Origin of the sequence: Synechococcus sp. SYN20 (assembly GCF_014279555.1) — a bacterium.
In the GTDB taxonomy this organism is placed as follows: Bacteria; Cyanobacteriota; Cyanobacteriia; order PCC-6307; family Cyanobiaceae; genus Synechococcus_C.
Genome location: NZ_CP047959.1, coordinates 1,619,096 through 1,634,950, shown reverse-complemented (window position 1 = coordinate 1,634,950; position 15,855 = coordinate 1,619,096). Strand labels below are relative to the sequence as shown.

Below are 15,855 nucleotides of genomic sequence, written 5' to 3'. Positions count from 1 at the left end.
AGTGCAAAATATATTGACCTCGACCGCTCTTCCATGAGCCCCTTGATCAGGCCCCTCCGCAGTCTCGCCAATGGTCTTGGCTTTGCATGGTGGGCTCGTGTCCAAACTCATGGGCCTGATGTCACGTATTGGTTCGGTCCTTTTGTGACCAAGAACGGTCTCGAACAAGTCCTGCCGGCCTTTCTCGACGACCTTTCCTCAGAAGCACCGTCCTCGATGGATCACTCGGTTCTCCGTTGCCGTCGATCCGAACCTCTAACCATCAACGCTCAAGGTTGATGCTGCGGCTGATAGCGTCAATGTTGGAACCCAAATCCTGCAGATGGCGATTGCCGAGTGGCGTCAGCAACTTGAACGCGGTGAAGTCTCCGCAAGGGAGCTGACAGATCATCATCTGGCCCGAATTGAGGCAGTTGATTCAAGCGTTCATGCCTTTTTGGAGGTCACAGCAGATCGCGCTCGCGCCGATGCCGATCGTTTAGATGAGGCTCGTGCTTCAGGGGAGGATCTTCCGCCCTTGGCGGGTGTGCCGATCGCCATCAAGGACAACCTCTGCACGAAAGGCATTCGTACAACTTGCTCTAGCCGGATGCTGGAGTCTTTTGTTCCGCCCTACGAATCCACCGTTACGGAGCGCCTCTGGCGTTCTGGAGCTGTTTTGATCGGAAAGACCAATTTGGATGAGTTCGCCATGGGCGGCTCAACCGAAACATCAGCTTTTGGACCCACAGCCAATCCCTGGAACACGGAGCACGTGCCTGGAGGGAGTTCTGGAGGCAGTGCAGCAGCCGTTGCGGCGGGTGAATGCATGGCGTCCTTGGGGTCTGATACGGGTGGATCCATCCGACAACCAGCATCCTTTTGTGGCGTGGTGGGTCTAAAGCCCACCTATGGCCGCGTGAGTCGGTATGGACTTGTGGCCTTTGCAAGCTCGCTTGACCAAGTGGGCCCCTTTGCGACATCTGTGTCGGATGCAGCCGAGCTGCTGCAAGCGATCGCTGGGGAAGATCCTCGAGATTCGACCTGCCTTAAGGCCCCTGTCCCCGATTACCGCGAGCGTCTTGGTCGCTCGGTGAGTGGGCTGCGCATCGGAGTGGTGCGTGAGTGCTTTGATCAAGACGGACTCGATCCTCAGGTCAAAGCTTCGGTTCTTGCCGCTGCGGATCTTCTGCAGTCTCTAGGGGCTGAGCTTGTGGATGTGAGCTGCCCCCGTTTCAACGACGGGATTGCCACCTACTACGTCATCGCTCCATCAGAAGCTTCAGCCAACTTGGCTCGCTACGACGGCGTGAAGTACGGCTTTCGAGCTGACGATGCTTCCAGCCTTGCTGCGATGACAGCTCGAAGCCGAGCTGAAGGCTTTGGTAGTGAAGTGCAACGGCGCATTTTGATCGGGACCTATGCCCTTTCTGCCGGATATGTGGACGCTTACTACCGCAAGGCTCAGCAGGTTCGCACCTTGATCCGTCGAGACTTCGAGACGGCATTTGCCTCAGTGGATGTGTTGCTCACTCCCACTGCTCCGTCCACCGCCTTTGCCGCGGGTGCCCATGCAGACGATCCCCTGGCGATGTACCTGGCGGATCTACTCACCATTCCTGCCAATCTGGCCGGTCTACCCGCCATCAACGTGCCTTGTGGTTTTGATAGCGCGGGGCTGCCGATCGGAGTTCAACTGATCGGCAACGTGCTCGAGGAACCTTTGCTTCTCCAGGTGGCCCATCAGTACGAGCAGTCTGCAGATGTGATGGCTCGACGCCCTGAGGGAAGCTTTATTCCCGCTTGAAGCCGCATCAAATCTCCTCATCACCCTGCATGTAGTGCTTGCAGGGATTGATACCCCTACATCTTGCGCATGCGTTTACGCTAGTGGCATGGCATTTGTTCCCCTCCATAACCACAGCGACTACAGCCTTTTGGACGGAGCCTCACAGCTTCCCCAGATGGTGGAACGTGCCAAAGAATTAGGGATGCCGGCACTGGCACTCACGGATCACGGGGTGATGTATGGAGCCGTAGAGCTTCTCAAGCTGTGCAAAGGAGCAGGCATCAAGCCGATTATCGGCAATGAGATGTACGTCATCAACGGTTCGATTGATGACCCACAACCCAAAAAGGAGCGCCGCTATCACCTCGTGGTGTTGGCCAAGAACGCCACTGGCTACCGCAATTTGGTGAAGCTCACCAGCATCAGCCATTTGCGTGGGATGCGAGGACGAGGAATCTTTTCCCGCGCCTGCGTTGATAAACAGTTGCTGAAGCAATATGGAGAAGGTTTAATTGTGGCCACCGCTTGTCTCGGGGGTGAAATTCCCCAGGCGATTATGCGTGATCGCCCTGATGTGGCCAGTGATGTGGCGCTTTGGTATCAGGAGACTTTTGGCGATGACTTTTACTTAGAAATTCAGGATCATGGCTCACCTGAAGATCGCATTGTCAATGTAGAAATTGTTCGAATTGCTAAAGAGTTAGGAATTCGTTTGATTGCTACCAATGATGCTCATTACCTCACGCGTAACGATGTAGAAGCGCATGATGCTTTGCTCTGTGTTTTGACCGGCAAGCTGATCAGTGATGTTAAAAGGTTGCGTTATACAGGCACTGAATATCTTAAAAGTGAAGAGGAGATGTCACGACTCTTTGCTGATCATCTCGAACCAGATGTGGTCTCAGAAGCGATCAGCAACACTGTTCAAGTTGCTGAAAAGGTTGAGGATTACGACATCCTTGGCCGGTATCAGATGCCGCGTTTCCCAATTCCAGAGCCACACACTCCGGTGAGTTATTTGCAGGAAGTAACAGAGCAGGGGTTACGCAATCGTTTGGAGATTGATTCCGAAACAGCCATTGATCCCATCTATGGAGATCGGTTGTCCCATGAATTAAAGATCATGGAACAGATGGGATTTCCTACCTATTTTCTTGTGGTGTGGGATTACATCCGCTTTGCGAGGGAGCAGGGAATCCCCGTTGGACCTGGGCGAGGCTCAGCGGCTGGATCGCTGGTGGCCTATGCCCTTGGAATTACCAATATTGATCCTGTTAGTAATGGCCTCTTGTTCGAGCGATTCCTGAATCCAGAACGGAAGTCGATGCCTGATATTGATACCGATTTCTGTATCGAACGTCGGGGTGAAGTGATTGATTACGTCACCCGCCGTTACGGCGAAGACAAGGTGGCTCAGATCATCACGTTTAACCGTATGACCTCCAAGGCGGTCTTGAAAGATGTGGCCAGAGTGCTGGATATTCCCTATGGCGATGCTGATCGACTCGCCAAACTGATTCCGGTCGTACGCGGTAAGCCTGCCAAGTTGGCAGCGATGATCGGTGAGGAATCGCCCAATCCAGAATTTCGCGAGAAGTACAAGAAAGATCCAGTCGTCAAGCGCTGGGTCGATATGGCGATGCGCATTGAAGGGACCAACAAAACATACGGAGTTCATGCTGCTGGTGTTGTGATCGCAGCGGACCCTCTCGATGAACTTGTTCCTCTGCAGAGAAATAACGATGGACAGGTTATTACTCAGTACTTTATGGAAGATGTGGAGTCCATGGGACTCCTGAAGATGGACTTCCTAGGCCTTAAAAACCTTACGATGATTGATAAAACTCTGGAGCTCGTTGCTGCCACGAGTGGAGAAAGGATAGATCCAGACAAGCTTCCAATTGAAGACCCTGAAACGTATGCCCTGCTTGCCCGTGGTGACTTGGAAGGAATCTTCCAGCTTGAATCCACTGGAATGCGCCAGATCGTTCGCGATCTAAAGCCCTCATCTTTGGAGGATATTTCTTCGATTTTGGCTCTTTATCGACCTGGTCCTTTAGATGCGGGATTAATTCCTAAATTTATTAACCGAAAGCATGGTCGTGAGGCTATTGATTTTGCGCATCATTCCATTGAGCCGATCCTTCAAGAAACCTATGGGATTATGGTTTATCAAGAGCAAATTATGAAAATTGCTCAAGATATGGCAGGGTATTCATTGGGTGAAGCTGATCTGCTTCGTCGCGCGATGGGAAAGAAAAAAGTGTCAGAAATGCAAAAACATCGGGGGATCTTCGTGCAGGGTGCTTCCGATCGAGGTGTGGATCAAAAAATTGCTGACGAACTCTTTGACCAGATGGTGTTGTTTGCTGAATATTGTTTTAATAAAAGCCACTCCACAGCCTATGGAGCTGTTACTTATCAAACGGCCTATTTAAAAGCGCATTACCCAGTTGCTTATATGGCTGCTTTGCTCACAGTGAATGCTGGAGCCAGCGACAAAGTGCAGCGCTATATCTCCAATTGCAATGCGATGGGCATTGAAGTGATGCCTCCTGATATCAATGCATCAGGTATCGATTTCACGCCTAAGGGTGATCGCATTTTGTTTGGGTTGTCTGCTGTTCGTAATCTTGGCGATGGCGCGATCCGTGCCGTGATTGGGTCTAGGGAATCAGAGGGGGCGTTCCAATCGCTTGCTGATCTGTGTGATCGTCTTCCCTCTGCGGTGCTCAATCGCAGAAGTATGGAGTCGCTGATCCATTGCGGAGCGATGGATGCTCTTGAGCCCGAGGCGAATCGGGCCCAACTGATGGCTGATTTAGATCTTCTTCTTGATTGGGCCACGTCAAGGGCTAAAGATCGCGCCAGTGGACAAGGCAATTTGTTTGATTTGATGGCGGCATCCAGTGACGGCGCGGATGACGCGGCAACCGACCTCAGCTTGGCGCCAAAGGCTCCTGCGGTGAAGGATTACCACCCCACCGAAAAGCTCCGTTTGGAGAAGGATCTTGTTGGTTTCTATCTCTCTGATCATCCGTTAAAACAGCTCACTCCTCCCGCGAAGCTTCTAGCTCCCATTGGGCTCGGGAGTCTTGAAGAACAAGCGGATAAAGCCAAGGTCAGCGCAATCGCGATGATCAGTGAGATGCGTCAGGTCACCACGCGCAAAGGAGATCGAATGGCGGTTTTGACTCTGGAAGACCTCACTGGATCCTGTGAAGCGGTGGTTTTTCCCAAGAGCTATGCACGTTTAGCTGATCATTTGATGGCTGAGGCTCGTTTGCTGGTCTGGGCGGCGGTGGATCGCCGCGACGAGCGCGTGCAATTGATCGTGGATGACTGCCGAGCCATCGATGATCTGCGTCTACTGATGGTGGAACTTGATCCAGAACAGGCCAGCGATGTGGCCGTGCAACACAAATTGCGTGAATGTTTGCAGGCTTTCCGTCCAGATCAGGAACAGTTGGGAGTTCGAGTCCCCGTTGTTGCTGCCGTTCGACAGGGCAATACGGTTCGCTATGTGCGACTTGGGCCTCAGTTTTGTGTACGCGATGCTTCAGCTGCCGCTCTTCATCTCCAAGAAAAGGCCTTCAATGTGAAATGCAGCGAACCTCTATTGAATTAATTGCGGTGTGAATAACAGTATTAGTTAACTCTGCTTTTGAGCCCGAATGGATTCGCGCATGCGCTGAATATTTGGCTTGATGTGCTCAAGTCCAAGCAAAGTTCCGGCATTTTGTTCCCAGCTGGCTGATAGAACGCCATAACTCAGTCCTCCGAGACCCAACAAAAAGAAGCCGCCAGAGCCCAACAAGGTGATCCCTGGTGGAACATCCATGATTTGGCGTGAGACCAGGAAATAGCTTCCTACAAAAACACCCATCCCCATGATTGAAGGGATTCCTGTGGCGATAGCCACGCGTCGTGCCATTCGGTTGGCCACCGACTTGGGAATGGGTTTGCTACTTCCTGATTCAGAAGCAGCTCGTTTGGTTTTGGATTGTGATTTCGTTCCTTCAGCTGACCGGCGCGGCTCGAAGGGCAGAGAGTTGCGTCGATCAGCCATGGGCTCCTGAAGTCCTGTGCAGCTTGCTTAGCCGCGGATTCCAAGTTTAGAAATGAGATCGCTATAGCGCTGCTCGCTCTTGCCACGGACGTAACCAAGCAGACGCTTGCGACGTCCAATCATCTTCAGGAGACCCTGGCGGGATGAAAAGTCGTGGATGTTTTGCTGAAGATGGCCGCTGAGCTTGGAGATGCGCTCGCTGAGCATGGCGACCTGAACCTCTGCCGATCCGGTGTCGGTGGCATGAGTTTGGTGACTGTTGATGAGTTGCTGCTTTTCAGTTGTATCGAGCGACATGCGAAGCGTCCGGCCCTACTTGTGCAAAGAACCAATTTACCTTGTCGTGGGCACGATTACGCCGAAGGGCGGTTCAACCAACGCAGACTGGCGCGTAACCACCCATCTCCGTCATCCGACGCCGGGACTTCTGCCCCTGTGGCCACTGCGCGCATCGCGCGACGGATCTCTAGATCCTCATATCCCAGTGTGCTGAGGGTGAGCTGTAAATCCTGCAGTGGGTCAGGTTCAATTGGCAGTGATTTGAGATCACTCCTATCCACAAGGGAGAGTTCGGAACGATCACTTTCTCGCTCCGCACTCCATGCACTCAGACGATCGCGAAGCTCTACCGCAAGGCGTTCTGCTGTTCGTTTGCCGACACCTTGCGCTTGGGTGAGGCGACGCAGGTCTCCATCGATGATCGCTTCGATCAAGTCTGCAGCGCTGCAGCTCTCCAGCAACGCCAGTCCCACCTGAGGACCAACGCCATTCACGCTGATCAGAACTCGAAATAGGTCCCGTTCTCTTCGGTCCGGGAAGCCAAACAAACTCGAGCCATCGTCCCTCTGCACCTGATGAATCCAGACGGTGCAGGTTGTCTCTGCCGAGAGAGGTTGCAAGTACCTCGATGCAAGTTGAACTTCGTACCCCACACCGGCGCAAGCAATGACTAATCCCTGACGCCCGCCCTGACTCCAGTGTTCGATTCGTTCTCCTTGAAGCCAGCCAATCATGCGAATCCTTTTAATGGCCCCATCGAGGCTGCTGGCGGCGTGTGGTGAGGAAAGACATCAGACAAGGCAAGCCACCGATGGCTGACAGCTCCATTTTGAACAGGAGTCAACATCCGACAACCACCGCGAAGAGCCAAGCGTTGATCGCAAGGTCACACAGATGACAGGCTTGGTGCCATGCCAGGTCATAAAAAAAGAAGGCGAATCCGCCTTCTTCGGGGGTGTGAGGAGCCAAATCTTGTGAGGAGATGGCTTTCTCCATGGTCAATAAACACGTGCCACTCAGTCAACCAACTGATACGTACAGACTTGTTTGTACTGATGTCTGCGCCTTTTGTGGGGTTTTCATTCAAGACCTCCCCTCACAAACATGAGTGTTGATCGGCTCTGTTTGGCTGTTTCCCAGAGTTTGCGTGCAACGCAGGCCACCCGTTTGGCATAAAAAAAGAAGGTGTTTGACGCCTTCTTTGGGGGGTGTGAGGAGTCAATCCTTTGTCAGGAGTTGACCCTATCTTTATAAGTCAATAGCCAAGCTGGGTGGTAATCCAACAAGTGACAAGACGTGTTTTGAACACTCTGCCCCATACGCTTGATCGTTCTGTTGGCAATGAATCGAGACAGCAGTTGATGTGTTTAGTTCCCAACTCGGCCGGACCAATTTGAGTGGTTTTGTTGCTGGTCATTCATGCCCTCTTCTATCAGGGATATTGACGGAAGTCATTGATTTACGATCATTTGGCGGGCAGGCGATGACGCCACTCTTTCTAGATCAATGAAAAGCAAGACCTTGATCGCATTGTCATCTAGCTCATTCTGGAAGAGGAAAGCTTTTGCCAATCGCGCGAGCACCTAATTCCATTTTATCGCTTACGACCCATTGAGCAAAAGTGTTGCTGTTGGGGCCTGGCCAGTATCTATATTTTTGAATGAACGGATAATTGCTCGGGGATGATTCAATCTTTTTAACCATTGATAAAGCATCATCATTTAACCATTTTTGTATCAATCGAGATTGTCCATTTCCAACTCCCTGATAGGGATCCAAGAGGTTTTTATGAAGATGCCCCCAGCAAGAATTGTTTTGGTGAGGATGTTGCCATATCTCCCAACGATCACACGTTTGGTTGTGACTGCTCTCGACACCATGAAGAACAAGAAGCCAATAATGATCTGCAAAGATGCCAGGCAATCCAGGAATCTTGGCAGCCCGAAGCTCCACTTTAACCATTAATCGTGCCCAAGATATTTATGATTTTATTATGGCAGAGTGCCATCATTTATGTGTTTAATGCAATGTGATTCCGATTATGTGTTTTGGCTCAGAAGCTTGCGATGGCTGAGGTATGTATCTGCTAAAAGGGTTACCCTAAAACAAAGCCTCCGCTCGTGCGGGTCTAAGTATTGGTTAGCACCAGCGATTTAAGTTTTATTTAGGGATCTATGACGGTAGCTTAAGTTATAAAAATGTCTATAGTGGCAGTGGCTTTGGGTATAATTCATTGTTACTTCACTTGGCCTGTTCCGTTTTTGTAGTTGATTAATCCAACCATAAACCCAGAACTCTTTGATCACCTAGTGCTCTAACGATGAAAGCAGCGACAGCTCTATTGCTAGCATTTTTGATTATCCCTGGTACGGTTAATTCTCAGGGATTGAAGAGCTCTATCAAGCAATGCAGTCGAGAAGTTTACGATTTGATAGAGGGAGAGTATCAATATACGTGCCTTACTAAATCAGAAGTGAAACATTCTGATTCTAAGAAGGACTATATAGAGGAATGCAAGACTACATACGCTAGGAGATACGAAAAATGGTCTAGAAGGTTTTTGGATAGGATAGTCAATGAAGAATGTCAGTCTAAAGCTAAAGTGCCAGAGATAATTATTGAGTATCCTGAAGACTGGCCTTAGTCCTAGTCATTGGTTGCTGAAGGTAGTGCTCTTTGCGGGGTTAATCAGTATTTTGTTGGGAGATCGATCGTGAACCTACGTCCCCTGCTGAAGGAGTAATAGAAAATAATGGGTTAAAGGCAGGTGATTTGTGATCTAGATGATCCTGGCTACAGATGGAATCCGTCTGAGCTGATGGCTGATTCCGATCGAGATCATGATTTCGAGTGGTGATGCAGCGAGTGCAATTAGCCAGTGATTGAAGCCCTTAGCGTCATTAGCCCTTATTGCGATCAGCAGCTCCTTACGCAGATTCCGTGTCCTCCGAGTATTGAGAGGGGCATGGCAACAAGGTGGTTTCTTAAAGCATCCCCCTGCGAGCAGCGATGTCGACAAAGCTCTGCTAATACAGATGTACTAACGCCGAGGGTTTGTGGAGGAGTGGAGCTATGTGGACGAGCGGGAGTTGAGCAACTGCCGATGTTCAAGCGTTTGTGTGGCTTGCCAGCACTTTCGGCATGGGGTTGATCAGCACTGCCGCACCTTGGTGGCGTGCAACATCCGGCAGCAATTGCTGCAGCAGGGCCAGCATCTCACCAAGACCTGCAAGCTCTGGGCGCCCACCTGGCAAAGCACAGCAGGCTGGGCTCCTGAGATGGGTTGAGCCAAGGCATAAAAAAAGATCTGCTTCCACACAGACCTTTCTTTATTGATTTGAAGACCGCTCCCTCAAGCGACATTCGTGTGCAGATCCCGTCCAAGGAACGCTTTGCGTAATGTAACAGATTGGTAACGGTTTGTAAAGTTCACTGGCTAGTCTCTCGCAATTCAAGGTCTGCAAATGAACCGATCACCAAACATCGCTTTCTTTGGCGGCACAGTGATCATTGCAATCATGGTCATGGCAGCGTTCGCAAACTTGGCGAACGCCTAGGAGATTGTTGCTTCGTGCTCGAACCTGGCAGAGCGGGCGCATGCAGGCAGTGCATCTGAGATGGGTTGAGTCAAGGCATAAAAAAAGAAGGCGACTAAGCCTTCTTCAGGGGGTGTGAGGAGCCAAACCTTGTGAGGAGTTGGCCTCCCCCATGATGATGAGGTCTCTGCAGATCAGTCAACCAACTGATACGTGGGGGCTTGCTCAGCAAGATTTCTGAGGCATGATTCATTTGTGAGGAGGGCTTCTTCACGGAGTGGAAACAAGGCAACACGCCCAAAGAGAAGCCGAGAAACCCTGCCTTTGGCGGGGTTTTCTTTTGCCTTGCTTTGTCTTGAGGTCCAAAAGGCAGCTTGATCAGATTCCGTCAATTAGCGGAATCAGTCAGGAATAACAGGCCAAAAAAACGAGCGGTTTCTCAGGCCGCTCGTGCTCTCCCTTTTGTCAGCAGCTCGATGCCACTGGGGAAAGGATCTTCTATGTCCGTGTTTTTGTTTGTAGCGATACACACTCATTGCCGAAAGTTTGTGCACCGAGAGAGTGCAGAGAACTTGGCGGACAATCCCTGCTTGTCGTAGTTGAACGGATGGGACGCAATCGGCATGGCCGCCACGATTTATCTGCATTGGACCGCCACTGCCTACGACTGGATTCGCCCTGGGCACTATCACTCGATCATTACTGGTGATGGTCTTGTGCACCGTTTGCATTCCTACAGCGTGGATTTGCCAGCCCATACCTGGCAGCGCAATAGCAATGCCGTTGCCCTCTCTTGCTCCTGCATGGGTGGCACCCCTGATCCTTGGACGCAACCACCAACGTCATCACAGCTCGAAAGCCTTTGCGCAGAAACGGCTTCGATCGCTCGGAGCTGGGGTTGGAGCGCGGCTGATATCAACATCACCACAGTGATGACCCACGCCGAAGCCGCATCCAATCGCGATGGCAGATCAATGCATGACAACTATGGACCGGTGATTTGGGGTGGCAGCGGCTAGCGTTGGGATCTTTTGCAACTGAAGCGGAATGGTGCCACGGATGGTGGTGAACAACTTCGCGCCGGTATTCAGGCACTCATGCGCGGTGAACCAAGTGCTGGCTTTACCACCAGAGCTGACAAGCTTGAACCACTGTTGTTTCGTGGTCAAACGACAATCAAGGCGCGTGGTGATGATTTACCTGTACAAATTGATGCGAATGGCACGTCATGGGCTCTAGCCGCTGATCTATTGGCTCGTTATGACATTCCTTATGTTTGGGACACCAGTTTGCAGCGGCTTTTAGTGGGTGCCCTTGATGTTGCGCCCACCTACCGTGCTGATGCCATTCAGGCTGATGTGGGCTGGGCATTGTTTGAGATGTCGTTGCAAACCGGCAATGCTCCTGTGATTCTCACTGGAATCATGAGGCCCACGATTGATCGCCCTGTTCAGACCGCCCGTGCTTGGTGCCGGGTGGTGGAATTTGCTGAGGAATTCGGTGTCTCGATTGCTTATAACCCTCTCGTATTAGGTGAACGGCGGGGTGGTTAAGCGGCTGAAAAGACAACTTGATGCAGCTGTACTTCACCCTTTCCAATGAATAAAGAGAGGCCGCCCCTCCCGGATGGAAGAGACGGCCTAACTCGCTCGTTTATGCATATCGCAAACCATTAATCAGTGAACCTGTATCGCTGAAGTTTGAACCTCGTATCGAAAACAGTGAACTGAAAGGGTGGTGCGAAGCGACTGTCTGCAGGATCACCTGGGGCCGGGGCTCTAGGTGTGGGGTCGTGTTCTCCGTAGGGCACCTAAGACGGTGCAGATGGAGCATCGATTGGCGTGGCGCGCAAGGCCTTGCCTACCAAAGGAACAACCCACGTCTTGTTGAGACTGTTGGAGCAGGGACCTGAAGTCAGCTTGCTTCTGCTGATAACTCAGGTGGAGTGTCGTCTGTCAAAAGCGCCTCCGATCTCGATGTCCATAGTTTGTGCCAACAGCGCACCCTTGCCATCGGTGTAAAGGCGCATTGCCTTCACAGCGAAAACCACCGAAATTAGGAATGGCGTGCCTCATCAGCTATTAAGACGTGTTGATGAATCTTTTGTGGATGAGAGCATCGCAAAGGCACACGCGTGATTCGCAGCGTCTGATCAATCTTTTCTGAGTGCCAACTCTGGATCCTGTTGGATCAACGAAGGATGCAATTAGACGACCATTGTCATGGTCGCAATAGCCCCATGGATGGGCGGTTTTACCTATCGCACCTTGTTCAGAGCCTTTGTAGAACGAATACAGCGAAACACTCACTCATGGAAATTCATACTGCTCATGCTCAACCGATGGGGAGCTTGATTTTTGAAGGTCATCACAAGCCATTTCACGCTTTGGCCTGCCCTCTCAATCCTCAATCCGTGCGGATAGCCAAGAAAAAGTAATGAGCTCCTGCCCCATCAATGATTCAGCACTCATCCGCCTTGTGCGGATTTTTTTTGCACCTTCACGGCTCTCGTTTTGTGGCCAACAAGGTGGATCCAATCGGCAACTATCGTTATCAGCATTGATTGGCTGCTCATGCCGCCTGCCCTGCCAAGCCTGAATGTTTGGATCACACCGCTCAAGCGCAGCGTTCGGCATTTGCTTGTTGTTTGCATGGTGTTGCTTCTGAACCTTGGATTAACTGGATGTGGTCCCTCCGATCAACCTCCTCGCGGTGTGTTGCTGAAAGCGTTGGGACTGCAAATTCAATTAACCCAAACAGCAATTGCGCGCTCCCTGGAGTTAGAGCCCGTTGGGGTGCCTGAAGTGAGTCGTGTGCGCGTGGAAGAGCAGGAGTCGATCCGCCTCGGAGAGCAACGTGGGATCCATCTCACCGGGCGTTTTGATTGGAGGCTTCCCTCCGATTCCGTGCGTGTTGATAGTCCTTTTGAGCTCTTTTTAGAGCGAGGTGAACGCCGCCAAAGCTGGCGTCTAGCCCAACCGGTTGGCTCGATCGATGGCACCTCTCAAGATTGGATTACCCATCCTTTGCCGATTGATTCGCTCTGAATTCCAGGTTCGACAGGATTCAGGCTCCTGCTTTTCGAGCCGTCCTGGCGCTCAGGCTGATCAACGTTGCCCCCAAGACGCATAAGGCTCCAAGCACTACAGCGCTCGTAATCGGCTCAGCAAAAAAGAGCACGCCCCACAGTGACGCAAACACCACTTGGACGTAATTAATCGAGGTGGCGCGGGCTGCAGGCAGGGCAGATAGGCCTTCTGTTAACCAGATCTGCCCGATCTGAGTGAACAACCCAACTCCGATCAGCCAGACCCACTCCGTTGGATTGGGCCACAGCGTGGCCTGCCCCCATAGCAAGGGCAGGGTTGCAGGCACAGACACCAAGGGGAAGTAAAAGACGATCACTAGAGGGTGCTCTTGAACCGATAGCTGGCGCACACTCACGTAAGCCAGTGCCGTCAGTAACGCACCGCCTAGGCCAATCAGAGCCGCCATGGCAGGCAGGCTTCCCATCGTGCCTCCGACCCATTCCGGCTGCACCACCAATGTGACCCCCAGCAGCCCTAGCAACACAGCGATGCCGATTCGGCGTCGGATGGGCTCGCCTAACAGCAGCCATGCCGCGAGTGCCGTCAGGGTTGGATAGGTGTATTGGAGCAGGGTTGCTGCCGCGAGTGGAAGCCGAGCGAGAGCCTCAAAGAAACACAACAAGGCCGCCGTCCCTAATCCCCCACGGATCAATAACAACCCACGTTGTTCGCCCCATGGCGAGACCTTGAGACGACGCAACATCGCCAGAGTGATGGCAATGCTGATCAAGGAGCGCACCAGCACGACTTCTGCCACGGGCAGCCGTCCCCCTAGGTGTTTCACGCAAACGGTCATCAAACTGAACGCCAACGCACAGGCGATCAGGGCTCCGCAGGCTCGCCATTCCTTCGTGGACTGGCTGCCTCGTATCGCGCCTAACAGCCCCTGCATGGTGGTTCACGACGACACCTGCCAACCATGGCGCATCGCGCTTAACAGCCAGCGCATCGCGCTGAACAGCCAGAACGGCATCGGGGCTCGCAGAATGGCGTCATGGCGATGCCCCGTCTTCACCCCCGCACGATCGACGCCGTTAAGGAGCGTGCCGACATCGTTGATGTCGTGGGCGAGCACGTGGTGCTCAAAAAAAAGGGACGGGAATTCGTTGGTGTCTGCCCGTTTCATGACGACAGCAAGCCGTCGATGACGGTGTCGCCGCAGAAGCAGTTTTATTACTGCTTCTCCTGCGGAGCGGGTGGCAATTCCATCAAGTTTTTGATGGAGTTTCAGCGGCAGAGCTTCAGCGACGTTGTTCTGGATTTGGCGCGCCGCTATCAACTCCCGGTGGAAACGGTTGATGGTCCTCAACAGGAGCGTCTCCGTCAACAACTCTCAAGGCGGGATCACCTGCATCGTGCGTTGGCCCTCGCTTCCGGTTGGTTTCGCAGTCAGCTCAAGAGTGCATCGGGCGCCGATGCCCTGGCTTACCTGCGCGATCAACGTGGCTTGAGCGAAGCCACGATGGAGACCTTCGAGCTCGGCTATGCCCCCGATCAGTGGGACGGTTTGCTCAAGCATCTTCAACACGTGGAGGGGTTATCGCCAGAGCTGCTTGAGTCAGCGGGCCTTGTCGTGCCAAGAAAAGGAGGCAACGGGTTTTATGACCGCTTCCGTGGCCGGGTGATCGTTCCGATTCGCGATCGGCAGGGACGGGTTATTGGCTTTGGCGGTCGAAGCCTTGATGGCAGCGATCCCAAGTATCTGAATTCTCCCGAAACAGAGGTCTTTGAAAAAGGCAAGCACCTCTTCGGTCTGGATCAGGCGGCCAATGCGATCCGCAAGGACGATCGAGCTGTGGTGGTGGAGGGGTATTTCGATGTCATTGCCTTGCATGCGGCGGGCGTCACCAACGCTGTGGCATCGCTTGGTACCGCCCTCAGCAGTCAACAGATCACCCAACTGTGCCGGTGTAGTGACGGCAAGCGCATCGTTCTCAATTTTGATGCCGATCGTGCGGGGATCCGAGCTGCGAATAGGGCGATCGGCGAGGTGGAGCAACTTGCGCTTCAAGGACAGCTGGAGCTGCGCGTGCTCCATACACCCTCCGGGAAGGATCCAGATGAGTACCTCAAGGATCACGGAGCTGGGGACTATCGCGCCCTGCTTGATCAGGCACCGCTTTGGCTCGATTGGCAGATCGAACAGGTGCTGGAAGGTCGTGACCTGACCAAGGCTGATCAGTTCCAACAAGCCGTTAGCGGGTTGGTGGAGCTGTTAGGCAAGCTGCCTCAATCTGCAATTCGTACGCACTACCTCCAGCAAGTCGCGGAGCGGCTAAGCGGTGGTCAAGGCCGTTTGGCGTTGCAGTTGGAGCAGGATTTGCGCCAACAGGTGCAAGGTCAGCGCTGGCATGGTCGTTCAGCCCGGCATGAAAAGGCTGGTGAAGTCAGCCAACGAGAGCGTTGTGAAGCCGAGATCCTGCGCATTTACTTGCACTGTCCGATTCATCGCTCGCAGGTGCGTTGCGAATTACGCCAACGGGAGTTGGAAGACTTCGCTCTTCAGCACCACCGTCTGTTGTGGTCTGCGATCACCGATCTTGAGGAAGGCAATATCGGCTCCGGTCGGCTTGAGGCGATCAGTCGGGGGAAAGATCCTGGTCATGAGTTGGCCGACCTTGATCTTCCGCGTTTGCTCACCGACCAGCTGCTGCTCGAAAACAGCGCGTTGGTGGCCAGGTTGACGCCACTTTTAGAGCCTGCTGAACTGCAGCGTTTGGCGTTGGCACGTCCTATGGACGTTTTACGAGGTACCGCGGCCATTTTGGAGCGGCAGAAGAGCCATAAACGCTGCCGTCACTTACTAGAGGCATGGGGTGGTCAACGGCTTGAGACTCTGGAACGGTGCATTGCTTCCCTGATTGCGAATGAGCAAGAGCAGACGGCGACAGCCGAGGGAGTGGATATGGAAGGTCGTATTCAGGAGATGTTTGAACAGTTGAATGCAGATGCCCTTCGATTGCAAGAGCTGTATTACTCCGAGAGGAAGCATATTCAGCATCTTGATCAACAACGTTGTGCTGGCTATGAGGTTGCTGTTGCTAATCCCCCTGAATCCATTCCTCCTGCGGCTTGATGCATTGGTGCTAGCCCAATGACCTATAGATCTTGATG

General features: G+C 52.6%; 13 protein-coding genes. 8 read left to right on the top strand and 5 right to left on the bottom strand.

Annotated elements, in window-relative coordinates; translation table 11 throughout:
* The first annotated feature begins 33 nt into the window (after positions 1–33).
* The 3 genes from SynSYN20_RS08500 to SynSYN20_RS08490 all read left to right on the top strand — a co-directional run bounded on the left by SynSYN20_RS08500 (position 34) and on the right by SynSYN20_RS08490 (position 5,396).
* Entirely contained in the window at positions 34–279 is a 246-nt protein-coding gene (locus tag SynSYN20_RS08500; RefSeq protein WP_186522974.1) for a DUF1816 domain-containing protein, read from the top strand.
* A 43-nt stretch (positions 280–322) separates the two neighbouring features.
* A complete protein-coding gene (gatA, locus tag SynSYN20_RS08495; RefSeq protein ID WP_186522972.1) occupies positions 323–1,786 on the top strand; it encodes an Asp-tRNA(Asn)/Glu-tRNA(Gln) amidotransferase subunit GatA in 1,464 nt (487 codons plus the stop codon).
* A gap of 88 nt (positions 1,787–1,874) precedes the next feature.
* Complete coding sequence (locus SynSYN20_RS08490; RefSeq protein ID WP_186522971.1) at positions 1,875–5,396, top strand: DNA polymerase III subunit alpha; 3,522 nt, start codon at positions 1,875–1,877, stop codon at positions 5,394–5,396.
* A gap of 24 nt (positions 5,397–5,420) precedes the next feature.
* Here the strand turns inward: SynSYN20_RS08490 and SynSYN20_RS08485 are convergent, their stop codons facing one another.
* The 4 genes from SynSYN20_RS08485 to SynSYN20_RS08470 form a co-directional block, all read right to left on the bottom strand.
* Entirely contained in the window at positions 5,421–5,837 is a 417-nt protein-coding gene (locus tag SynSYN20_RS08485) for a PAM68 family protein (RefSeq protein ID WP_186522969.1), read from the bottom strand.
* A gap of 27 nt (positions 5,838–5,864) precedes the next feature.
* The gene (gene rpsO / locus SynSYN20_RS08480; RefSeq protein ID WP_186515734.1) at positions 5,865–6,134 is read right to left on the bottom strand and encodes a 30S ribosomal protein S15; all 270 of its coding nucleotides are present in this window, start codon (positions 6,132–6,134) and stop codon (positions 5,865–5,867) included.
* A gap of 56 nt (positions 6,135–6,190) precedes the next feature.
* Positions 6,191–6,850 carry a Holliday junction branch migration protein RuvA gene (gene ruvA / locus SynSYN20_RS08475; protein ID WP_186522967.1) on the bottom strand — a complete coding sequence of 220 codons (660 nt, stop codon included), beginning with the start codon at positions 6,848–6,850 and terminating at the stop codon, positions 6,191–6,193.
* Positions 6,851–7,658: 808 nt separating this feature from the next.
* Positions 7,659–8,078: a DUF3750 domain-containing protein gene (locus tag SynSYN20_RS08470; protein WP_186522965.1), complete on the bottom strand. Its 420-nt coding sequence runs from the start codon at positions 8,076–8,078 to the stop codon at positions 7,659–7,661.
* 1,094 nt (positions 8,079–9,172) lie between these two features.
* Here SynSYN20_RS08470 and SynSYN20_RS08465 point away from each other — a divergent pair.
* The 4 genes from SynSYN20_RS08465 to SynSYN20_RS08455 all read left to right on the top strand — a co-directional run bounded on the left by SynSYN20_RS08465 (position 9,173) and on the right by SynSYN20_RS08455 (position 12,699).
* Entirely contained in the window at positions 9,173–9,403 is a 231-nt protein-coding gene (locus SynSYN20_RS08465) for a hypothetical protein (protein WP_186522963.1), read from the top strand.
* Between the two features lie 848 nt (positions 9,404–10,251).
* Positions 10,252–10,671, top strand: coding sequence for a hypothetical protein (locus tag SynSYN20_RS14710; protein ID WP_370586665.1), 420 nt, complete (start codon positions 10,252–10,254; stop codon positions 10,669–10,671).
* A gap of 12 nt (positions 10,672–10,683) precedes the next feature.
* Positions 10,684–11,205: a hypothetical protein gene (locus tag SynSYN20_RS14705; RefSeq protein ID WP_370586664.1), complete on the top strand. Its 522-nt coding sequence runs from the start codon at positions 10,684–10,686 to the stop codon at positions 11,203–11,205.
* A 1,020-nt stretch (positions 11,206–12,225) separates the two neighbouring features.
* Positions 12,226–12,699 (top strand): hypothetical protein, encoded by a 474-nt coding sequence (locus SynSYN20_RS08455; RefSeq protein WP_186522962.1) that lies wholly within the window; start codon positions 12,226–12,228, stop codon positions 12,697–12,699.
* 19 nt (positions 12,700–12,718) lie between these two features.
* Here the strand turns inward: SynSYN20_RS08455 and SynSYN20_RS08450 are convergent, their stop codons facing one another.
* The gene (locus SynSYN20_RS08450) at positions 12,719–13,633 is read right to left on the bottom strand and encodes a DMT family transporter (protein WP_186522961.1); all 915 of its coding nucleotides are present in this window, start codon (positions 13,631–13,633) and stop codon (positions 12,719–12,721) included.
* A gap of 102 nt (positions 13,634–13,735) precedes the next feature.
* On the opposite strand from SynSYN20_RS08450, the gene dnaG reads away from it, so the two are divergent.
* The gene (gene dnaG, locus SynSYN20_RS08445) at positions 13,736–15,817 is read left to right on the top strand and encodes a DNA primase (protein WP_186522958.1); all 2,082 of its coding nucleotides are present in this window, start codon (positions 13,736–13,738) and stop codon (positions 15,815–15,817) included.
* Positions 15,818–15,855 lie beyond the last annotated feature (38 nt).

Excerpts from the sequence above, each read along its gene's own strand:
- SynSYN20_RS08500 (WP_186522974.1), top strand. The coding sequence starts at position 34 with ATGAGCCCCTTGATCAGGCCCCTCCGCAGTCTCGCCAATGGTCTTGGC.
- gatA (WP_186522972.1), top strand. The coding sequence starts at position 323 with ATGGCGATTGCCGAGTGGCGTCAGCAACTTGAACGCGGTGAAGTCTCC.
- SynSYN20_RS08490 (WP_186522971.1), top strand. The coding sequence starts at position 1,875 with ATGGCATTTGTTCCCCTCCATAACCACAGCGACTACAGCCTTTTGGAC.
- SynSYN20_RS08485 (WP_186522969.1), bottom strand. The coding sequence starts at position 5,837 with ATGGCTGATCGACGCAACTCTCTGCCCTTCGAGCCGCGCCGGTCAGCT.
- rpsO (WP_186515734.1), bottom strand. The coding sequence starts at position 6,134 with ATGTCGCTCGATACAACTGAAAAGCAGCAACTCATCAACAGTCACCAA.
- ruvA (WP_186522967.1), bottom strand. The coding sequence starts at position 6,850 with ATGATTGGCTGGCTTCAAGGAGAACGAATCGAACACTGGAGTCAGGGC.
- SynSYN20_RS08470 (WP_186522965.1), bottom strand. The coding sequence starts at position 8,078 with ATGGTTAAAGTGGAGCTTCGGGCTGCCAAGATTCCTGGATTGCCTGGC.
- SynSYN20_RS08455 (WP_186522962.1), top strand. The coding sequence starts at position 12,226 with ATGCCGCCTGCCCTGCCAAGCCTGAATGTTTGGATCACACCGCTCAAG.
- SynSYN20_RS08450 (WP_186522961.1), bottom strand. The coding sequence starts at position 13,633 with ATGCAGGGGCTGTTAGGCGCGATACGAGGCAGCCAGTCCACGAAGGAA.
- dnaG (WP_186522958.1), top strand. The coding sequence starts at position 13,736 with ATGGCGATGCCCCGTCTTCACCCCCGCACGATCGACGCCGTTAAGGAG.